The sequence below is a fragment of the Deinococcus misasensis DSM 22328 genome (assembly GCF_000745915.1).
In the GTDB taxonomy this organism is placed as follows: Bacteria; Deinococcota; Deinococci; order Deinococcales; family Deinococcaceae; genus Deinococcus_C; species Deinococcus_C misasensis.
In genome coordinates this window covers 17,746-35,147 of the sequence record NZ_JQKG01000043.1, presented here as the reverse complement: position 1 = coordinate 35,147, position 17,402 = coordinate 17,746, and the positions used below count along the sequence as shown (strand labels likewise).

Below are 17,402 nucleotides of genomic sequence, written 5' to 3'. Positions count from 1 at the left end.
GGTTGGGAAGATGTATCCCTGAGGAAAAAGGCAACCTGTAAGGGTTGCCTTTTTGCAGAAGGCAGAGGGCAGAAGGCCAAAAAGGCTTTGGCTGAAGCAATGAAGGGCGCAGCACGCTTCTTGTACAAAACAGGAGACCGCGTCTTGGTCTCCTTGTCCGCTGCGCCCCTACAGATCCCCTTGACCATTTTTTCTTTGTGACCCACGATGCTCTCGGCTCTCGGCTCTCGGCTCTCGGCTCTCGGCTCTCGGCTCTCGGCTCTCGGCTCTCGGCTCTCGGCATCGGGCAAGGCACATGTGGCCCCCATAATGCCCTCGGCAACAAAGCAACAACCCCCACCTGCCGCTTTCCCCCTTCGTGGTACCTTAAACCCAACCCATGAAACATCTGGATGTTTTCGACATTGCCAACGGATACGCACAGGGGTATTTCCTGATGGCCGGAGAGGACGGCAAACTCGGGTGGTATTCCTCCAGAGAGCGCACATTGATTCCTCTGGACGAGCGGTTTCACATTCCCAGATCTTTGAAACGTGCTTTAAACAGTGACCGTTTTGAGGTGCGCATCAATGGTGATTTTGCAGCCACAGTGGAGGGCTGCGCCACTGCCCACCGGGATGAAACGTGGATTTCGGATGAACTCAGAGACATTTATTTCCGGCTCAATCAGGCTGGTTTTGCTTACTCCTTTGAAACGTGGCATGAAGGCAAGTTGGCTGGAGGGATTCTGGGCATTGTGCTGGGTGGAGGCTTCATTGGAGAGAGCATGTTCTACCACGTCCCAGAGGCCAGCAAGGTGGCCATGGTGCGACTGGTGGAGCACCTGAAAAGGCGGAAATTCACCCTTTATGATGCCCAACTGATGAATCCCCATCTGGAACGTTTCGGGGCGTACAACGTCAGCCCGAAGCAGTACCAGAAGTTGCTGGACCGGGCGTTGCAGCAAGATGTGCTTTTCACGGACTGAACAGGAGGCAACCATGAAAGACGCTGTTTTGAAAGAACTCACCGAAATCCTGCGCGAAACTTTCGAAGGGGGATTGCCCGGACAGGGCACACAGTACCTCGACCACAACTCTGGCATTTACCCGACCATGGACCGTCTGACCGCCGAGCAGGCCTCTTTCTCATGGCAGGGCATCCCCAGCATTGCCAGTCACATCCGGCACATGCACTTCCATTTGCAGGTGGTGGTGGAATGGATGGACGGCAAACGCCACAAGCGGGACTGGTTGGCCAGCTTCCAGCCTTACACCGTCACTCCAGAGGAATGGCAGCAACTCAAGACCGATTTTGAAGCCACCCGTCAGGTGTTCTTGCAGCGCATGCAGCAACTTTCCGAAGCTGAAATCGCAGAAGACATGGGACATGGAACGGTGGCCCATCTGGCGTATCACCTCGGGGCGGTGCGGCAGTTGATGCATCTGGTTGATGGGGGGCTGCGCCCCGCCGAGGGCTGAGGGCCAAGGGCAAAAGAAAGCTTTAGCTAGAGCGATGAAGGGCGAGGCACGCCTTCTTTGGCAAAACAAGGGACCGCATGTTGTCTTGCCCTGACTACGCGCTCACGGGGCGGCCCTTTTCTTGCCTTCTACTACGTGCCTTCTTGACCCGACTGCGCCGATCAAAGCGGTTTGAATCGGCTGGGTCGCTCGGGGGCGGCCCCGTCGGCACTGAGGCGCTTCGCGCTGGGCACTGGTCCCTCTGCCCGCTCGCCCCTACAGATCCCTTGACCATTTTTGGGGCGCACACCATCATGCTCTCGGCTCTCGGCTCTCGGCTCTCGGCTCTCGGCTCTCGGCTCTCGGCTCTCGGCCTCAGGCGCAGTTGCGCTTTCAGCACACATCCATGCCCACTTTCTACCATTGATCTATTCAAAACCCACCCCCCCGTTACACAAACCCTCAATAATGGGGCTCATGTACCGTGTGCTGATCTGTGACGAAATGAACCCCGGTGAATTGAACCACGAGGGGTTCGACATTGAATACATTCCGAATATGGCCCGGGAAGATGTCCTGCGCCGCCTCCCCGAGTTTGATGCCCTGATCACCCGTTCCCGCACCCGCGTGGACCAGGAGTTGCTCGATGCGGGCACCAACCTGCGTGTGGTGGGCCGGGGTGGCGTGGGCGTGGACAACATCGATCTGGAATATGCCTCCCGCAAAGGCATCCTGATCCTCAATGCTCCAGAGTCCAACAACGTGTCTGCTGCCGAGCTGGCCATTGCCCTGCTGATGGCCTCTGCCCGTGGCCTGATCCGCACCCACACCAAAACCGTCAGTGGTGTGTGGGACCGCAAGTACCTGGGCATTGAACTCAAAGACAAAACCCTTGGGATTGTGGGACTGGGCCGCATTGGTTCTCTGGTGGCTGCCCGCGCTCAGGGCTTGAAAATGAAAGTGGTCGCTTACGACCCTTACGTCACCGATGAAAAATTCAAACTGCTGGACGTGAAACGCGCCCAGAGCCTCGATGAATTGCTTGGTCAGGTGGATGCCCTCACCGTGCACACCCCCCTCACCGAGGAAACCGAAGCCATGGTGGGTGCCCGCGAACTGGCCCTCCTCAAAAAGGGTGCCATTGTGGTCAACGCAGCCCGTGGCAACATCATCGAAGAACAGGCTCTGGTGGATGCCCTGCACAGCGGTCACCTGTTCGCTGCTGGCATCGACGTGTTCAAAGACGAGCCCCCAGCCAAAGACCACCCCTTTCTGACCGCGCCCAATCTGGCGATCACTGCCCACCTCGGAGCCAACACCGTGGAAGCACAGGAACGCGTGGGTGCCGAAATCGTGGACCGCGTGCTGGCTGCCCTCAAAGGGGACGTGTCCAGAGGGGCTGTAAATGCTCCTGCCATGGACGCCCACACCCAGGAAGTGCTTGGGCCATACCTTGAAATTGCCCGCAAGCTGGGCAAAATTCAGGGTCAACTCTTGCCCGGTGCCAACGATCTGGAAGTGGAATTCTACGGCGAGTTCCCCGCAGACACCACTGCCATTGTGACCAGTGTGCTGGTCGGTTACCTGAGCGGCACCACCGAAGAAATCCCCAACATGATCAACGCCCGTGCTCTGGCCAAAGAACGTGGCCTTCGTGTGGGCACCCGTGCTCTGGAAGAAGCCGACTACTACCAGACCGAAATCCGCGTGATTGTCCGTCAGGGTGAGCGCAAACGCACCGTGGGTGGTACCGCTTTTGGAAGTGCCCCTCGCCTGACCCGCCTGCGCAACTTCCGTGTGGAACTTGAGCCTCAGGGGTACATCCTGATTTGCTCCAACATCGACAAACCCGGTGCTGTGGCTGCCCTCTCCAACTACCTCGCCAGCCAGAAAGTGAACATTGCAGGCATGGCCCTTGGACGTGCAGAAAAAGGCGGCGAGGCCCTTTTCACCCTCACTCTGGATGACAAACTCAGCAGCCAGCAACTTGAAGAAATTCGTGCTCTGGATGTCATTGAGAGCGCTTATCTGGTGGAAGCTTAATTTCTCAAGACCTCTGGTGAAAACCGTTCCCCTTCTGAAAAGAAGGGGAATTTTGCTTTTTGGCTCGGGGAATTTATGGTCAAATTAAAACTTGCCATGGATGGGCTTGACGAATAATGCATATCGGTATATGATGTATTTATCAGTCGCCCATAGAGGCGAATTTTTATTTTGGTTTGGCTCCCAGGCAAAACCAGTCACCACCAAGACACCCATCAAATGGGCATGTATGTGTCCATCACGTGGTGGCTGTTTTGTTGCTCGTCTTCAAAAGCCAGCAAAGCCAGAGTACAGCTTTTTGATGGATTCAATGTCGGTGATGCGAAGTTCTTTTTGCATGGCTTCATCATGCAGGATGGACTTTCAGGCTTTCATGGCTCTTGCTGAAAGTGGTGCTCAAGACATGCCATGGATGGACTTGACGAATAATGCATATCGGTATACACTGTATATATCAGTCGCCCAATAGAGGCGAATTTTTTGTTTTGGTCCCCTGCCCTCCAGAGCAGGGGCTTTCATTTGGCGTCGTCCAGAGTCAAACCCGAGAACACCACATAGCTGTGTGGCCCTGAAAGGCTCTGGTATTTGCTGAGCAGGGCCATCATTTCGGTATTCAGGGCTCTGGCCTGCTCATGGGTCAAATGCAGGGTTTCCCAATGGAAGTGGTGGGCTGACGATGCTGTGCGCGTGGAATCGCTCTTGAGGTTTTCGGAGACCATTTTGATCTGGGCCTCACCTGAAGGGTCTTTTTGAAACAGGATGCCGCCTTTTTCCAGAGGGGTGTTCTGGTCTCTGGCCTGTTTCAGAAGGGCATTCATGGCATGCTGAAACAGGGGGGCAACCATCCTCCAGCACATGCTTTCGGCCGTTTCCGCAGAGGTTATGGCAAAGGGGATGTAGAAGGCTTCTGCTGTGGTCCGGTAATGCTTGATGGCCCGTCCAGAGCGTTTTTCTTCATGGGCCACCTCCACGAAGCCGTATGCCATGAGTTGCTGGATGCGGTACAGGGTGCTCCCTGCAGAAAGTCCGGTTTTCTGTGCCAGCTGGCTGAGGGTGCATTCTTTTTGCAACAGCATTTCCAGACAGGTGAAGGTGTGGGCTTCCAGCAGCAGTTCAAGGGCTCTGGGATGGGTGAGGGTGCGGGTCATCTTTTTCAGTTTATAGGGGGGCAACTCAAGAAAAGACCTGTTTTCTTGAGCAGATCAACCTCAAGAATGAAGCCATGTCTGCGTCAACAACAGTCCATCGGCTGAATCAATGGGTATCCGACAGAGTGGACGATTTCGATGGAACAGGTTTGTCTCTGGCGGTGGTGGCCAGAGGCAAAGTGCAGTGGAGTGCTGGATGGGGTTGGGCCAACCGGGAAAAGCACTTTCCTGTGACCCCAGAGACCCCTTTCATGCTGGGGTCCATCAGCAAGGTGGTGACCGGAACCGCCATCATGCAGGCTGCAGAACAGGGGAGGGTGGACCTCGATGCCCCTGTGGTCTGGCTGGATCCTTTGCCCCATGCTTTTACCCTCAGGCATCTGGCAAGCCACACCTCTGGCATTCTGGACAATCCAGAGGCTCTGGAGGCTTCGTATGGGGCAGGAGATCCTGAGATCTCCATGGAGGTCTTCCTGCGGGATTATCTGTCCCAGCCAGAACACTTCTCATCGGAAGGATCTGGAAAAAGGGAGTCTTACAGCAATGTGGGGATTGCTCTGGCCGCCCATGTTCTGCAAGAAGCCACTGCTGTACCACTCGATGTGTGGTGCCAGGAACGGATTTTCGGTCCTCTGGGGATGCACAACACCCACTGGTTTCTCAGAGGTTTTCCTGTTCCAGAGCAAGTCGCCGTTCCATACAATGAAAAGGGTTCACCTCTGGCACATTATGGGTATCCCACATGGCCGGATGGGCAACTGAGGTCCAGTGCTCAGGACATGGGCCGTTTTCTGGCAGCCATTCTGAATGGGGGGCATCTGGAGGGCAAGCAGATCCTGCAAGCAGAAACCCTCTCGCACATGCTCACAGAGCAGTTCCCAGAGGTTCCCAAGAAAAAAGGGCAAGCCCTTTTCTGGGAACGCAACAGGGGTTTGATCGGTCACATGGGTGGAGACCATGGGGTGTTGACGGCCCTGTATTTTGATCCTGAGAGCAAAGTGGGCGTGGTGGTCCTGACCAACAGCAGCCGTCCAGAGGGTGTTTTGGTGGTGCAAAACCTTCTGAAGGACCTGCTCAGAGAAGGAAGACTGACAAGCTGGTTGGAACAAGCTGATTAGCCTTTTTGTCAATGGTACACCAATGCTTTTGCTAGACTCAGACCATGAGCGCATTCAACCGTCCACGTCTGCTTGCCCCGGGTCCTGTAGAAGTCTCGCCGGACACCTTGCGCAGCCTGTCCCAGACCCAGATCCACCACCGCACCCCAGAGGCCCGCAAAGCCGTTCTGGAGGCCAGAGCCAACCTTTCCAAACTGCTGGGTGCAGATTTTGAAGTGCTGATCACCACCACCTCTGGCACCGGTGCTTTTGAGGCGGCCATGGTGAGCCTGCTGGAAGACGGTGCAGAAGTGGTCTGTGCAGAAGCCGGAAAATTCGGCAAACGCTGGGGCCAGATGGCGGAAAAACTCGGGTACAGTGTGACTTACGTCAGCACCGAGTGGGGCAAGGCCCTGACCCCTCAGGCGGTTGCTGCGGCTGTTCAGGGCAAAAAAGCCCTGTTCATCACCCACAGCGAGACCAGCACGGGTGTCCTGCACGATCTGGAAGCCATTTCGAAAGCTGTGCGCGCCATCAACCCCGAGATCCTGATTTACGTGGACGCAGTCACCAGCTTTGCTGTGGCAGAACTGCGCCCTCAGGCGTGGGATCTGGATGTGATTGTCTCAGGTTCTCAGAAAGGGGTGGCTGCCCCTCCCGGTCTGGGTTTTGCCATGCTGTCCCCCAGAGCGCTTGAAGTCCTGAACTCTGGCAAGGCCAACTCCAGACGCTATTATCTGGACCTCGCCAAGGAACTCAAAAGCCAGCAAAACGGTGAAACCGCCCAGACCCCGGCCATCAACCTGATTCAGGCCCTGACTGTCAGCACCTCCCGTCTGGTCAGCATTCCTCTGGAAGACCTCTGGCTGGAAAAAGAAAAAATGAACAATGCACTGGTGGCAGCAGGTCTGGCCCTCGGGTGCAGCAACTTTGCAGAGCGGGTTTCTCCTGCAACTGCAGCCCTTGTGCCCCCTGTGCCACTTTCAGGCAAGCAGGTCGCAGAGGCCATGAAAGCCAGAGGTGCCCGTGCTGCAGCAGGTCAGGACGCCTTCAAAGACAGCATGTTCCGCATCTCCCTGATGGGTTACTTTGACCGCTACGACGCTCTGGCCGTGGCAGGCATTCTGGAAGATGTGTTTGCTGGATTGGGCGTGCAGTTTGAACGTGGTGTGGCTGTCAAAGCTGCATGGGAAGCCCTCAAAGACCAGACCCCAGAGCTGGTTGGGCAGTAAGCTTTTTGATCTCCAGAGCCGCTGAATTTCAGCGGCTTTTTTGATGTTTGCATGCCAAGAACTGGAAAATTTGGCTTTCTGAGTTGTCAGGCAACTGCAACTTTGCATACCATGCAGGGGTACTGAATTTGAGGAGGAATTTTGCATGACAGTCAAATCCCTTGCACCGTATAAAGCCCTTTTTTCGCCCGGAGCTTATTTTTCCAGACTGGTCCATGCCTATCCAGAGAACGGCAAAATCTTTGGCTGGTTGATGCTTTGCGCCTTGCTGCCTGTGATGGGCATGCTGGTCAGTTACATGCGTTTTTATCAGGCGATGGGCACCGAGCATTCATGGGTGCTGTATGCCGGCATTTTCCTGAGCGGTTTCATTTCAGAAGTGATGTGGTGGCTTTTGATGATGGTGGTCGGTTACCTGATCCTCGGGCCTCAGGCACGGGTTTCGGAGATCAGCGTGGTGTCCCTCACGCCCTTTTTGCTTTGGGGTGTGGTGTTGCTGGTGGGTGGTTTTTTGCTTCCTTTTCCTGCTGATCTGACAGAGACCAGAGCCATTCTGGAAAAAGAGTTGCAGTATTTCAACAACAGCGACATTGCCCGCCACCTCTTCAAGCAAATCCAGAGCAGTGCGCCTTTTCAGTTGATGTTCTACACCGGCATTGCTGCGTTTGTGTATCAGGCGTATTTGCTGTTTCTGGGCTTCAAACACACCGGCATCGGCTGGCTGAGGGTGGGGCTGGCTGTACTGGTTCTGACTTTCTCACATGTGGTTTTCCAGTACAACCTGAATGCAACATGGCGTTTTCTGGACCACGGCATTGTCACCGAGAAAATCGACGAGGCCCCCACCGAATTTTAAACCTGCACCGGGCATGTGAGATCGGAGGGTGTAGACGCACCCTCCGATTTGCTGGATCATGGGGGTGTCGGCCAAAATCAGGGAACTTACTGCCTTTAAACCACGTACAACCTTGCAGTACAGATTGAAGGAGACAACATGCTCAACACGCAACTGAAATTGCACCGCGAGTTTTTGCTGGCCCATGTGGAAGGTCAAAAACTGTTTGCGATGCTGACCCTCACCCCTTCACAGGAAGCGGTGGCGGCCAGACCGCAACTGGACGTGGCTTTCGTGGTGGACACCTCGGGCAGCATGTATGAAGTGGTCACCAAACCTTCCCGTCGCACCGGGCAAACCATGCAGGTGGACGGCAAAACCTACGAGGTGGTCGAGGGGGCCAAAAGCAAAATTGAACTGGTGGTGGAATCCCTCAAGAACATCTTCAACTCTGGCCTGCTCGTCGACGATGACCGCATCGCCCTGATCAAGTTCGATGACCGGGCCAAAGTGATTTTGCCTTTTACTCCCGCCAGAGACAAAAAAGCCCTGCTGGATGCTGCTGCCTTGCTGACCAAATTCTCTGGAGGCACCCACATGGGGGCAGGCATGAAAGAGGCCGCCAACCTGCTGGACCGCGAAAGTGGCAGCCGCCGCATGATCCTGCTCTCTGATGGTCAGACTTTCGATGAGGCAGTCTGCCAGAGTGCTGCCGAATTCTACGTGAAAAACCGCATTCCCGTCACCACCGTTGGGGTCGGCGACGATGTGAACACCGACCTGCTCCTCGACCTCACCAACCGCACGCAGGGGCAGGCTTTTGACGTGGTCCCAGACAACCAGAATCCCCAACCGCCCTCTGTGCGGGCCAGTGACCTGCCCAAAGCCCTGCTGGGAGACATCAAGCAGGCCGCTGCTCAGGTGATCACCAATGTGGAACTGAGCGTTCGGACGGTCAAAGACGTGGAACTCACCCGTGTGACCCGCGTTTCTCCCACCCAGACTGAGGTGGATTTGCGCAACAGCCCGTTCCCTCTGGGCAACGTGGAGGCTGGACAGGGAAGCATTTTCATTCTGGAGTTCACCCTGCCTGCCCGCATTCCTGCCAGAGTGCGCCTCGCCCAGATTGGCCTGACCTATCTGGTGCCCGGCAAGAACTTCCGGGGCGAACTCCCTCCCATGGACGTGATTGCAGAATTCACCAGTGATGAAACCCGTGCAGGCGTGATTGCTCCAGACGTGATGCAGTGGGTGCAGCAGCGCAACATCGAAATGCTGGTGGCTCAGGCGACCAAAGAAGCCCAGCAAAACCCGGTACAGGCCCAGAAAACCCTGGAGCTGGCCCGCAGCATGACCCAGAGGCTGGGCAACAACAACATGACCCAGGCCCTCGACCGTGCCCTTGAAGAACTCAACACCTCCAAGACCATCAGTCTGGGAACCGCCAAAACCCTGCGCATCGGGGCCAAAACCCAGACCATTCAATCCGGCCAGAACCTCCCCTCCGACGAGGAAATCCGCCGCATCACCGGAGCCTGAGTGATCTGTCCGACCTGCGCTGCCCACCTCTCTGGCACCCCTGAGCGTTGTCCGCAATGTGGTGCCCCCCTGTCCTACAGTGTAGAACTGCCTGCGGGAAGCCTCCTGCATGGTGGCAGGTACAGGGTGGAGAGGGTGCTCGGGCAGGGCGGGTTTGGCATCACTTACCTTGCAGAAGACCTCCATCTGAAACGTCAGGTGGCCATCAAAGAACTGTTCCCTCAGGGGTGCACCCGACAGGGAAATCTGGTGCTGCCCGTGACCGGAGGTCTGGACCTCCTCAACCGCACCCGAGAAGACTTCCTGAAAGAAGGTCAGGCGCTGGCACGCTTTCAGCATCCCGGCATTGTGCGTGTGATGGACACCTTCGAGGAAAACCACACCGCCTATCTGGTGATGGAACGCCTGCAAGGCCAGACCCTCGGGGAGAAACTGCAAACAGGCATCCTTTCCCCAGAGGATGTGCTCAAAATCGCCATTCGCAGCGCAGAGGCCCTGAGTGCTGTCCACGATTCAGGTCTCTTGCACCGCGACATCAAACCCGAGAACCTGTTTCTGGACACGGAAGGCCGGGTGGTCCTGATTGACTTTGGCTCCACCCGTCCGTTCCAGACCGAAAAAACCATGCAGTACACCCGCATGGTCACCCCCGGCTATGCAGCCCCCGAGCAGTACGCCACACAGGCCAAATTTGCCCCCTACACCGACATTTACGCTCTGGGTGCCACCTTGCATCATGCACTCACCGGACAGGCTCCTGTGAATGCCACGGACCGTTTGCTGGGCATGCAGCTTCCTGCATTGCCTGCTTACGTTCCTGCGGTGCTCAGGGAAGCCATCGTGCAAAGCCTGAGTCTGAATGTGCAGGAGAGGCCCCAGACCGCCGGACAGTTCTTGCAGCTTTTGCAGGGAAAGACCGCCCCTGTGCTTCGCAAAGCCCCAGATCCTGCCCCCTTGCCTGTTCCGCAGGCCCCGTCCCAACCAGTCAAACCCATCAGTGCACAGGCCCGCAAGGCCGAATTCGCAAGCTGGGTGACGTTGGGCCTCGGTGCCCTGCTCGGATACCGTTACGGCTTCTGGGAAGGGGCACTGATCGCTGGAGCGGCCGGTTTTTTTCTCGGGCGGATGGTCTGGTGGATGCTTCCCCTGATTCTACCCATCCTTGCCCTGTGGGCAGGCATCCGTCTGGGACAGGAATGGTCCCTGTCTGGCTGGGGACAATTCGTGGTTGGCGTGCTCGGGGCTTATGCTGGTAGCAAAGCCGTCAGATGGATTGGAAGATAGCAGGACTTCAGAGCAAAAGGCGCTCTGTTTCAACTTGAAAGGAGTCAACATGATTGTTTGCCAAGTGTGTGGAACCCAGAACCCTGATGGAGCCCGTTTTTGCGATGGATGCGGCGTTGAATTGGCCGCCACCCCCTCCACCCCCAGCCCTGAAGTCAGGGACTCGGGCCTTCCTGAAAACAGCACGTTTGAACAAACGGTGGTGCCTCCCACCCCACCTGTCTCTCAGGTGGTAGAGGAGCCCATCTCCCAGAATCCCCCTGCACCCACCCCAGAGGTGCCTTTGCAGCCCCAACCTGCTTCAGAAGTCCTTGAGGAGCCCCTCGAAGAGGTGCAACCTTCCACCCCTGTGCAGGACACCGCCAGTGGCCCTGTGACCCCTGAAAGCACCGAACAGGCCCTCCCAGAGCCCGAATCCACCCCAGAAGTGCCTGTTCCTGCTCCTGTGGAAGCCCCTGCTCCCACACCCAGCGCACCCAAAGCCGCCAAACTGGCCATCAAGAAATACGGTGTGCTCTCTGGCGACAGCATCCCCCTGATGGGTGGGGCTCTGGTGCTGGGTCGTTTTGATGCTTCCACAGGCCCTGTGGACATCGATGTGACCGGATTGCCCGGCTCAGAGCACGTTTCGCGCCGTCACGCACAGGTGTTCTCTGAAGGGGGCGAATGGAAAGTCAAAGACCTCGGAAGCACCAACGGGGTGTTCATCCGCAAGTCTGGAGATGTGAATTTCGGTCCACGCATTGCAGAACCCACCGTGCTGCACAACGGGGACGAAATCGCCTTCGGCAACCTGCTGATGATCTTCCAGGAGGACTGAGATGACCGATCCTCGTCCACAGGACGGAGAGGCCCCGGAGGAAACTCCGGGCACCTCCTCCGCACCTGCCACCCCGGTGCCTTCTCCAGAGCCCCACGAAATGGACAGCACTGCTCTGGTGCCGCCCATTGTGGAAACCCCGGATGACCTGCCCACCGAACCCCTTATAGAGCCGGTCAACGATGAAGGTCTGGACAGGCAGGACCTTGTGCTGGAAGAGACGTTCGATCTGGAAAGTCCGGCCCCTGAGACCGATCCTGCTCTGGAAGAAGCCATTCTGGCACAGGTGGACCGGGTGTACGGAGAGCACCCCACCGATCCAGAGCCTCCTGTCGAAGACCCCAAGCCGGAAATCCCTGAAGATTTGCCTCCTGCACAGCCCCAAACCCCTGAAGAATTGCCTCCTGCACAGGACACCCCCGAAATCAAAGACCCAGAGCCAGAAGGTGAAATTCGGGCTGAAACCGAAGTTCCTGCCTCTGCGTTGCAGGTCAGTTTTCCGGTGCCCACCCCCGCAGACGATTTTCTGGAAGAGGAAATCCTGCCCTCCACCTTCGAGGAGCCCACCTTGCAGCGGGATCAGGCCCAACAATGGGGCAACGTTCAATTCACCGTGACCGATGCCCTCCCCAGAGGGTGGTTCAAAGCCACCTCCAGCACTGGAGAAAACCTGCTGGTCCACATGCAACCGCAGGTGTTGTGGGGCAGTTTGCTGGCCCACCGGATTGCCCCCAAAGCCCTGTACTCTGGCAATGAAGGGGTGGTTTTCCCGGACATCGAGGGAGAAGCGTTGCATTTTCCTTCCAGCCTGCCCGAGACTTTGCAGGTGATGGAAAGCCTCAGTCAGTACGTGTTCAGCCTGTTCAAGCAGGGTTACGCCCTGATCGATCTGGACCCGGACGGTCTGGTGCTCACGCCAGAGGGGGTGCGCCTGCGTTTCCCTCCACGCATCGCCCGCATTGGAGAGCCCGTCACCACCGTTTACCGTGAAGGGTTCACCGCTCCAGAGGTGATGTCCGGCCTCGCAGCCACTGGAAAAGAGGGGGTGTTTTTCCTCGGGGCTTTGATGTACCGCCTGCTGACCGGAGAACTGCTTCCTGCCGAAGGGGTTTCCCGGGCTTTGCTGGGTGCTTTGCCCATCGCAGGGGTGCCACAAACCCTGTATCAGGCTTTGCAAGCATCCCACAAGCGCGTGGACCCAGCCCAGTGGCGTGCAGCACTGAACCTCTTGAAGCCCACCTCAACTGTGGAATGGAAGGTGGTGGCCCGGGCCACCGTTGGACTCAACCCGGACCGTCCGGTCAACGAAGACTCTTACGCCTACCGCACCGAACAGGTGTACACCCACCACAACCGCCAGACCCTCTTGATCGCCTGCGTCTCAGACGGCATGGGAGGCATGGAGGCCGGAGAAGTGGCCTCTCAGGCTGCCGTGGAAACCTTCATCCGTGTGGCCAACACCGAACCCATCGAAAATGCCGTCTGGAAATGCAATCAGGCCGTTCTCGATGAAATGAATGGCCGGGATGGGGGCTGCACCTTCTCTGGCATCGTGGCCCGAGACAGCCAGGTCACCCTCGGGCATGTGGGAGACACCCGCGCATACCACTTCTCGGGTTGTGCCCTCAAGCAGATCAGCAAAGACCACTCTCTGGTGGCTGCACTGGTCGCCAGTGGCATGATGACCCTCGAAGAAGCCGAAAACAGCCCGGACCGCAACAAAGTGCTGCGTTCTCTGGGCTCCCTCAAGCAACACCAGCCCGACTACGTGATGCAACTGCAATTCACCGTGTCCGTCGGAGACCGCATCCTGCTGCTCAGCGATGGGGTATGGGGTGAGGTGCCCTTCGATGACCTGCAAGGCTTCATGGAGATGCCCCTTGAGCAGGCCGCCGAAGCCATGATTCAGGCCAGCCTGAACTCGGGTGCCCCGGACAACGCCACCGTTCTGATTGCTGAACGCGTCCAGTAGATCAGGTTTGCGGATTTAGAGCGTTTGACAGAATAAAAGGTTGTTGTTCTGGAAAGGGTTTTTTGAAATAGAAGGATTCATTTGAATCCTTCTATTTCACTGATAAACGCTGTAAAACCCAAAAGCCCGGAACATCAACCGGGCTTTTTCTCGTGTGGCAAAACCAGCAAGCCCTTGTGTTCAGCAAGGGCCACCCTGAGAACCTCCTCGAAGTGCTTGAAGCTCGAATGCTCCCAGAGGTGGGGCTTCTTCTCGTAGACCTTCAAAAGGCCCCCCTGAAGGTCTTGCAGGTCTGAGAGTTTCAGGCGGGTGTCCATTTCGTCTTGCAGGTGCAGGTGGGTCCCGGCCACGGTTTCCCAGAGCGGCGTCAGGTCATGGTGCTCCCGACGGGACATGAACCCCACAAACCGCAGGGTGCTCAGGTCCTCTGGGGGGGTTTGCTGGTCGTCAATGGCGTAGAAATGCAACATATTGCATAAGAGTTTAACACTGCATTTCAGGGTTGAAGGCAGAAGGCAGAATATTGTTGTCTCACTCGTAGGGGCGAGGCGTGCCTCGCCCTGCATTGCAAAAGCCAAAGCTTTAAGGTTGCCTTGGCCTTCTGCCTTTAGGCCTCTTCCCACGCCAGAATGTTCAGCGGTCCAAACACCTGATTCCACAAATCGCTTTTCTCTTTGGCCCCCCAGAGGTTCACCACATGGCCGGGTTGCACGTACAGCACCCAGCCCGAGCCCTCTTTGATGAGGGTGTGGATGCTGCTGCTCTGGGAGTGGGACCGGTCCAGACCGTCTGCCACCCGCAGGATGGCGGAAAGCTGCCGGACCAGCAACTGCTGTTCTTTGCTCAGGGACTGGAAATCGCTGTGGGTGGCTCTGGGTGGGGTTTTGCGGTGGTAGCGGGCCACCAGAGCGATCACCTCGACCTGCCACGGTTCATAGCCCCTGAGGCCCGAGTGACGGATCAGGTACTGGCTGTGCTTGTGGTGGCTGCTCTGCCCAACCAGCAAACCAATTTCATGAAGCATGCCTGCAGCCCTGAGCATGCTGCGTGCCTCGGGCAGGAATTTCACGTGTTCCAGCAGGCGCATGAACAGGTCTTTGGCCGTCTGGGTGACGTGTCTGGCATGGGCGGCATCGAAACGGAAGCGTTCTGCGACTTCCAGAACGCTGCGCTGTCTGGGGGAAAGCTGCGCTTCGTAATCGGCCTCTCTGGCGAGGTACTCGATCATCATGCCTTCACGAAGGGCCCCACCAGAAACCATGACCTGTTGTGCCCCGAGGAGTTTCAGGGTGGTCAGGATCACCAGCAAACTCACCACGATGATGTCCGCACGTTTGGGGTCCAGACCGGGGGTTTTCAGGCGCTCAGAGAGGGGTTTGTAGCGCAACTCCTCATAGATGCTTTGCAGGTCGCTGACCTTGAAGTTGTAGCCATTCAGGCCCAAACTCGCCAGTCCTGCGCGGGTGGCCAGCAAGGCAGCAATCGCTTCCATGCTGCCACTCGAACCGATCACTCGGGTGCCGGGCATCATGGGAAACTCGGGCAGGTGAGGGGAGAGGGTGTCCGTGATGTGTTTTTCGATGCGGCTCAGGATGGCTGGAGTGGCAGGGTCTTTTTTCAGGAACATTTCCCTCAGGCGCACCCCACCCAGAGGCACACTGACCACCTTGCGGGCGGTGTGTTTGTTGCCCAGCACGATTTCCAGACTTCCCCCTCCGAGGTCCAGCAAGATGTTTCTTTCGCTGAATTCCACGCTGGAGGCGGCCCCCATGTAGGTCAGTTCGCCTTCTTTTTCACCGCTGATGATCTGCACGTTCACGCCAATTTCTTCTTGCAGGCGCTTGACCACCTCGGGTCCGTTTTCGGCATCCCGGGTGGCAGACGTGGCATACACCACGAAGTCAGAAACTTCGCTGACCTCTGCAATCACTTTGAATTTGGAGAGTGCGGTCTTCAGCCGCTCATAACCTTCTTCGGTCAGTTTGCCATCTTGCAGGCATTCCCCGAGGCGCGTGCGGTCTTTGAGGGATTCGATGATGTGGTAACTGCTGACCTGTCCGGTTTTGAACTCACCGATGAGGAGGTGGCAGGAGTTGGTCCCTACGTCGACAATGGCAACCCGCATGAGAGCATTTTAAGGGATGGAAGGCTCAGGGGTGAGGGGGCAAATGTTGGGTTGAAGGGAAAAGGCAAAAAACCAGAAGGCAGAACACCCTTTACCCCCCATGTAGGGGCGAGGCGTGCCTCGCCCTTCATTGCAAAAGCCAGAGCTTTGTGGTCGCCTTCTGCCTTCAGCCTTCTGCCCCTCGCAACCCACCTCACCGTCCTCTGACCCCCAGAGGTTTAAACTGAGCTTGTGTTTGAAGCCCTGATTTTTGATTTTGACGGCCTGATTCTGGACACCGAAACCCCCGAATTCGAAGCCTACGAGGCGTTCTACCAGAGGCAGGGCAAGGTCCTGCAACTTTCCGATTGGCAGATGGGCATTGGCACCTGGGGCGCATTTGATCCCTGGGCAGCGTTTGAATTTTCAGAAGCCGAGCGGGACGGTTTTCATGCACAGGTGCGTGAAGATGTGTTGCGCCGCATCGGTGAATCCCCTTTGCGTGAAGGGGTTCTGGACCTTTTTGAAGAAGCCAAGGCAGAAGGCATCCGCATCGCCATGGCCACCAGCAGCGATTGGGAATGGATCGATGAATGGACAGGCAAGCACGGCATCCAGCAGTACTTCGAGGTGTTTGCCACCCGTTATGAAGTGCATCAGGTGAAGCCTGCTCCCGACCTGTACCTCCTTGCCCTCAGCAAACTGGGCTTGAAAGCCGATCAGGCGATTGCTCTGGAAGACTCTCTGAACGGGTCTACGGCGGCTGTGGGCGCAGGTTTGCGCTGTGTGGTGGTGCCCAACAAGGTGACCGCCTCCCAGAGACGCCTGCCTGAAGTGAAGCAGCTGGATTCCCTGAAAGGCGGTTTGACAGCGTTAAGAGCGCTTTTTGCCAAATAAACGCTGGAAGAAGCCTTTTTTGTCTTCCTCGGGTTCAGATCCCCCTGATGCAGGGGTGTTGCGCAGGCTGCCACTGAAGCGTTCTTTGCTGATGGCCGCCTGTTCTTCTGGCACCATGTTGGGGGTCTCCAGTTTTTTGATGTTCTCGTCCATGGCGGCAATGAACCCGTTCAGATCGATGCGGTCCTTGGCGTTTTTGGCCAGTGCCTTTTCGATGGCCAGAGCAGCCCGGCGGGTCAGACCGGGGTTGTTTTGCAGCAAGGATTTGGGGTACTGGTTCAGGTGGGCGAACATCAGTTCATCGTAGGTTTTGCCGTTGTAGGGGCGTTGACCGGTCAGGATTTCGTAGGCCAGAATCCCGAGGCTGTACACGTCGCTGGGGATGCTGCCCGGTTCACCCCGGTAAATCTCGGGGGCCATGTAGAAAGGGCTTCCTGCCGAGTATTTGGGGTTCTGGATGCTCACCGTCACACCGAAATCCCCGAGCACCGCTTTGTCTCCTTGCAAGAAGATGTTGCTGCTTTTGATGTCCTGATGGACAAAACCCAGACTGTGCAGGTAATTCAGACCCAGTCCAACATCCCGGATGAACTTGAGGCCCCTGAGCAGGTCGGGTTTGCCGTTGGCTTGCAGGTACAGGTCCAGACTGCCGTCTGGATAGTAATGCAGCACAATGAAGGGGTTGTCGATGAGCGCCGAGCCCTCCACCACCCGTGCAATGTTGCTGTGGTTGAGCTGCATGTGGGTTCCAATTTCATTTGCAAAACGTTTCAATTGTTCTGGATCGTCCAGGGTGCTCTGGAGCGGGGTTTTCAACGCCACAGGCTGCCCTTTTGGATCTTCAGCCAAACGAACCAGAGCCATGCTGGTTTTTGCAAGTATGCGTTTGACAGTGTAATCCCGCATAAACCCTCTTTCAGAATGCTTGTGGCCTTTGGCCCATGATTTGGTCCCTAGAAGTCTAGTGTACCTGTTCGCACAGAATTCTTACA

The 17,402-nt window shown here is 56.8% G+C and carries 16 protein-coding genes; 12 read left to right on the top strand and 4 right to left on the bottom strand.

The features are described from left to right. From Q371_RS27795 to serA, 4 genes are all read left to right on the top strand, one after another. Positions 1–201, top strand: a 201-nt coding sequence (locus tag Q371_RS27795) for a hypothetical protein (RefSeq protein ID WP_034343548.1), incomplete at its 5' end; no start/stop codon positions are given. 178 nt (positions 202–379) lie between these two features. After that, positions 380–967 carry a leucyl/phenylalanyl-tRNA--protein transferase gene (gene aat / locus Q371_RS19320; RefSeq protein ID WP_034343546.1) on the top strand — a complete coding sequence of 196 codons (588 nt, stop codon included), beginning with the start codon at positions 380–382 and terminating at the stop codon, positions 965–967. A gap of 13 nt (positions 968–980) precedes the next feature. Next, entirely contained in the window at positions 981–1,460 is a 480-nt protein-coding gene (locus tag Q371_RS26055) for a DinB family protein (RefSeq protein ID WP_051964838.1), read from the top strand. A gap of 456 nt (positions 1,461–1,916) precedes the next feature. Beyond that, entirely contained in the window at positions 1,917–3,482 is a 1,566-nt protein-coding gene (gene serA, locus Q371_RS19310; protein WP_034343544.1) for a phosphoglycerate dehydrogenase, read from the top strand. A 515-nt stretch (positions 3,483–3,997) separates the two neighbouring features. On the opposite strand, the gene Q371_RS19305 is transcribed toward serA, so the two are convergent. Further along, a complete protein-coding gene (locus tag Q371_RS19305; RefSeq protein WP_034343541.1) occupies positions 3,998–4,630 on the bottom strand; it encodes a winged helix-turn-helix domain-containing protein in 633 nt (210 codons plus the stop codon). Between the two features lie 74 nt (positions 4,631–4,704). Between Q371_RS19305 and Q371_RS19300 the strand changes: the two genes are divergently transcribed. The 7 genes from Q371_RS19300 (at position 4,705) to Q371_RS19270 (ending at position 13,409) form a co-directional block, all read left to right on the top strand. After that, positions 4,705–5,748 (top strand): serine hydrolase domain-containing protein, encoded by a 1,044-nt coding sequence (locus Q371_RS19300; RefSeq protein WP_084571543.1) that lies wholly within the window; start codon positions 4,705–4,707, stop codon positions 5,746–5,748. Between the two features lie 44 nt (positions 5,749–5,792). After that, positions 5,793–6,959, top strand: a complete 1,167-nt coding sequence (locus Q371_RS19295) for a pyridoxal-phosphate-dependent aminotransferase family protein (RefSeq protein ID WP_034343537.1) — start codon at positions 5,793–5,795, stop codon at positions 6,957–6,959. A 145-nt stretch (positions 6,960–7,104) separates the two neighbouring features. Further along, entirely contained in the window at positions 7,105–7,815 is a 711-nt protein-coding gene (locus tag Q371_RS19290) for a YIP1 family protein (RefSeq protein WP_034343535.1), read from the top strand. 138 nt (positions 7,816–7,953) lie between these two features. After that, positions 7,954–9,333, top strand: a complete 1,380-nt coding sequence (locus Q371_RS19285; protein WP_034343534.1) for a vWA domain-containing protein — start codon at positions 7,954–7,956, stop codon at positions 9,331–9,333. Beyond that, the gene (locus Q371_RS19280; RefSeq protein WP_051964835.1) at positions 9,334–10,617 is read left to right on the top strand and encodes a serine/threonine-protein kinase; all 1,284 of its coding nucleotides are present in this window, start codon (positions 9,334–9,336) and stop codon (positions 10,615–10,617) included. A 49-nt stretch (positions 10,618–10,666) separates the two neighbouring features. Next, entirely contained in the window at positions 10,667–11,437 is a 771-nt protein-coding gene (locus Q371_RS26050; protein WP_051964833.1) for an FHA domain-containing protein, read from the top strand. Position 11,438: 1 nt separating this feature from the next. Beyond that, on the top strand, positions 11,439–13,409 hold the full coding sequence (locus tag Q371_RS19270; RefSeq protein ID WP_051964831.1) for a PP2C family protein-serine/threonine phosphatase: 1,971 nt from the start codon (positions 11,439–11,441) through the stop codon (positions 13,407–13,409). A 134-nt stretch (positions 13,410–13,543) separates the two neighbouring features. Here the strand turns inward: Q371_RS19270 and Q371_RS19265 are convergent, their stop codons facing one another. Next, positions 13,544–13,879: a hypothetical protein gene (locus tag Q371_RS19265; protein ID WP_034343531.1), complete on the bottom strand. Its 336-nt coding sequence runs from the start codon at positions 13,877–13,879 to the stop codon at positions 13,544–13,546. 137 nt (positions 13,880–14,016) lie between these two features. Next, positions 14,017–15,534: a Ppx/GppA phosphatase family protein gene (locus tag Q371_RS19260; protein ID WP_034343529.1), complete on the bottom strand. Its 1,518-nt coding sequence runs from the start codon at positions 15,532–15,534 to the stop codon at positions 14,017–14,019. Between the two features lie 231 nt (positions 15,535–15,765). Here Q371_RS19260 and Q371_RS19255 point away from each other — a divergent pair, with 231 nt between their 5' ends. After that, a complete protein-coding gene (locus tag Q371_RS19255; protein WP_034343525.1) occupies positions 15,766–16,410 on the top strand; it encodes an HAD-IA family hydrolase in 645 nt (214 codons plus the stop codon). Here the strand turns inward: Q371_RS19255 and Q371_RS19250 are convergent. Beyond that, positions 16,387–17,316 carry a serine/threonine-protein kinase gene (locus tag Q371_RS19250; protein WP_051964829.1) on the bottom strand — a complete coding sequence of 310 codons (930 nt, stop codon included), beginning with the start codon at positions 17,314–17,316 and terminating at the stop codon, positions 16,387–16,389. The two genes, Q371_RS19255 and Q371_RS19250, sit on opposite strands and share 24 nt — an antisense overlap. Positions 17,317–17,402 lie beyond the last annotated feature (86 nt).

Excerpts from the sequence above, each read along its gene's own strand:
- Q371_RS19265 (WP_034343531.1), bottom strand. The coding sequence starts at position 13,879 with ATGTTGCATTTCTACGCCATTGACGACCAGCAAACCCCCCCAGAGGAC.
- Q371_RS19300 (WP_084571543.1), top strand. The coding sequence starts at position 4,705 with ATGTCTGCGTCAACAACAGTCCATCGGCTGAATCAATGGGTATCCGAC.
- Q371_RS19290 (WP_034343535.1), top strand. The coding sequence starts at position 7,105 with ATGACAGTCAAATCCCTTGCACCGTATAAAGCCCTTTTTTCGCCCGGA.
- Q371_RS19305 (WP_034343541.1), bottom strand. The coding sequence starts at position 4,630 with ATGACCCGCACCCTCACCCATCCCAGAGCCCTTGAACTGCTGCTGGAA.
- Q371_RS19250 (WP_051964829.1), bottom strand. The coding sequence starts at position 17,316 with ATGCGGGATTACACTGTCAAACGCATACTTGCAAAAACCAGCATGGCT.
- Q371_RS19295 (WP_034343537.1), top strand. The coding sequence starts at position 5,793 with ATGAGCGCATTCAACCGTCCACGTCTGCTTGCCCCGGGTCCTGTAGAA.
- serA (WP_034343544.1), top strand. The coding sequence starts at position 1,917 with ATGTACCGTGTGCTGATCTGTGACGAAATGAACCCCGGTGAATTGAAC.
- Q371_RS26055 (WP_051964838.1), top strand. The coding sequence starts at position 981 with ATGAAAGACGCTGTTTTGAAAGAACTCACCGAAATCCTGCGCGAAACT.
- Q371_RS19285 (WP_034343534.1), top strand. The coding sequence starts at position 7,954 with ATGCTCAACACGCAACTGAAATTGCACCGCGAGTTTTTGCTGGCCCAT.
- Q371_RS19260 (WP_034343529.1), bottom strand. The coding sequence starts at position 15,534 with ATGCGGGTTGCCATTGTCGACGTAGGGACCAACTCCTGCCACCTCCTC.
- aat (WP_034343546.1), top strand. The coding sequence starts at position 380 with ATGAAACATCTGGATGTTTTCGACATTGCCAACGGATACGCACAGGGG.
- Q371_RS19270 (WP_051964831.1), top strand. The coding sequence starts at position 11,439 with ATGACCGATCCTCGTCCACAGGACGGAGAGGCCCCGGAGGAAACTCCG.
- Q371_RS26050 (WP_051964833.1), top strand. The coding sequence starts at position 10,667 with ATGATTGTTTGCCAAGTGTGTGGAACCCAGAACCCTGATGGAGCCCGT.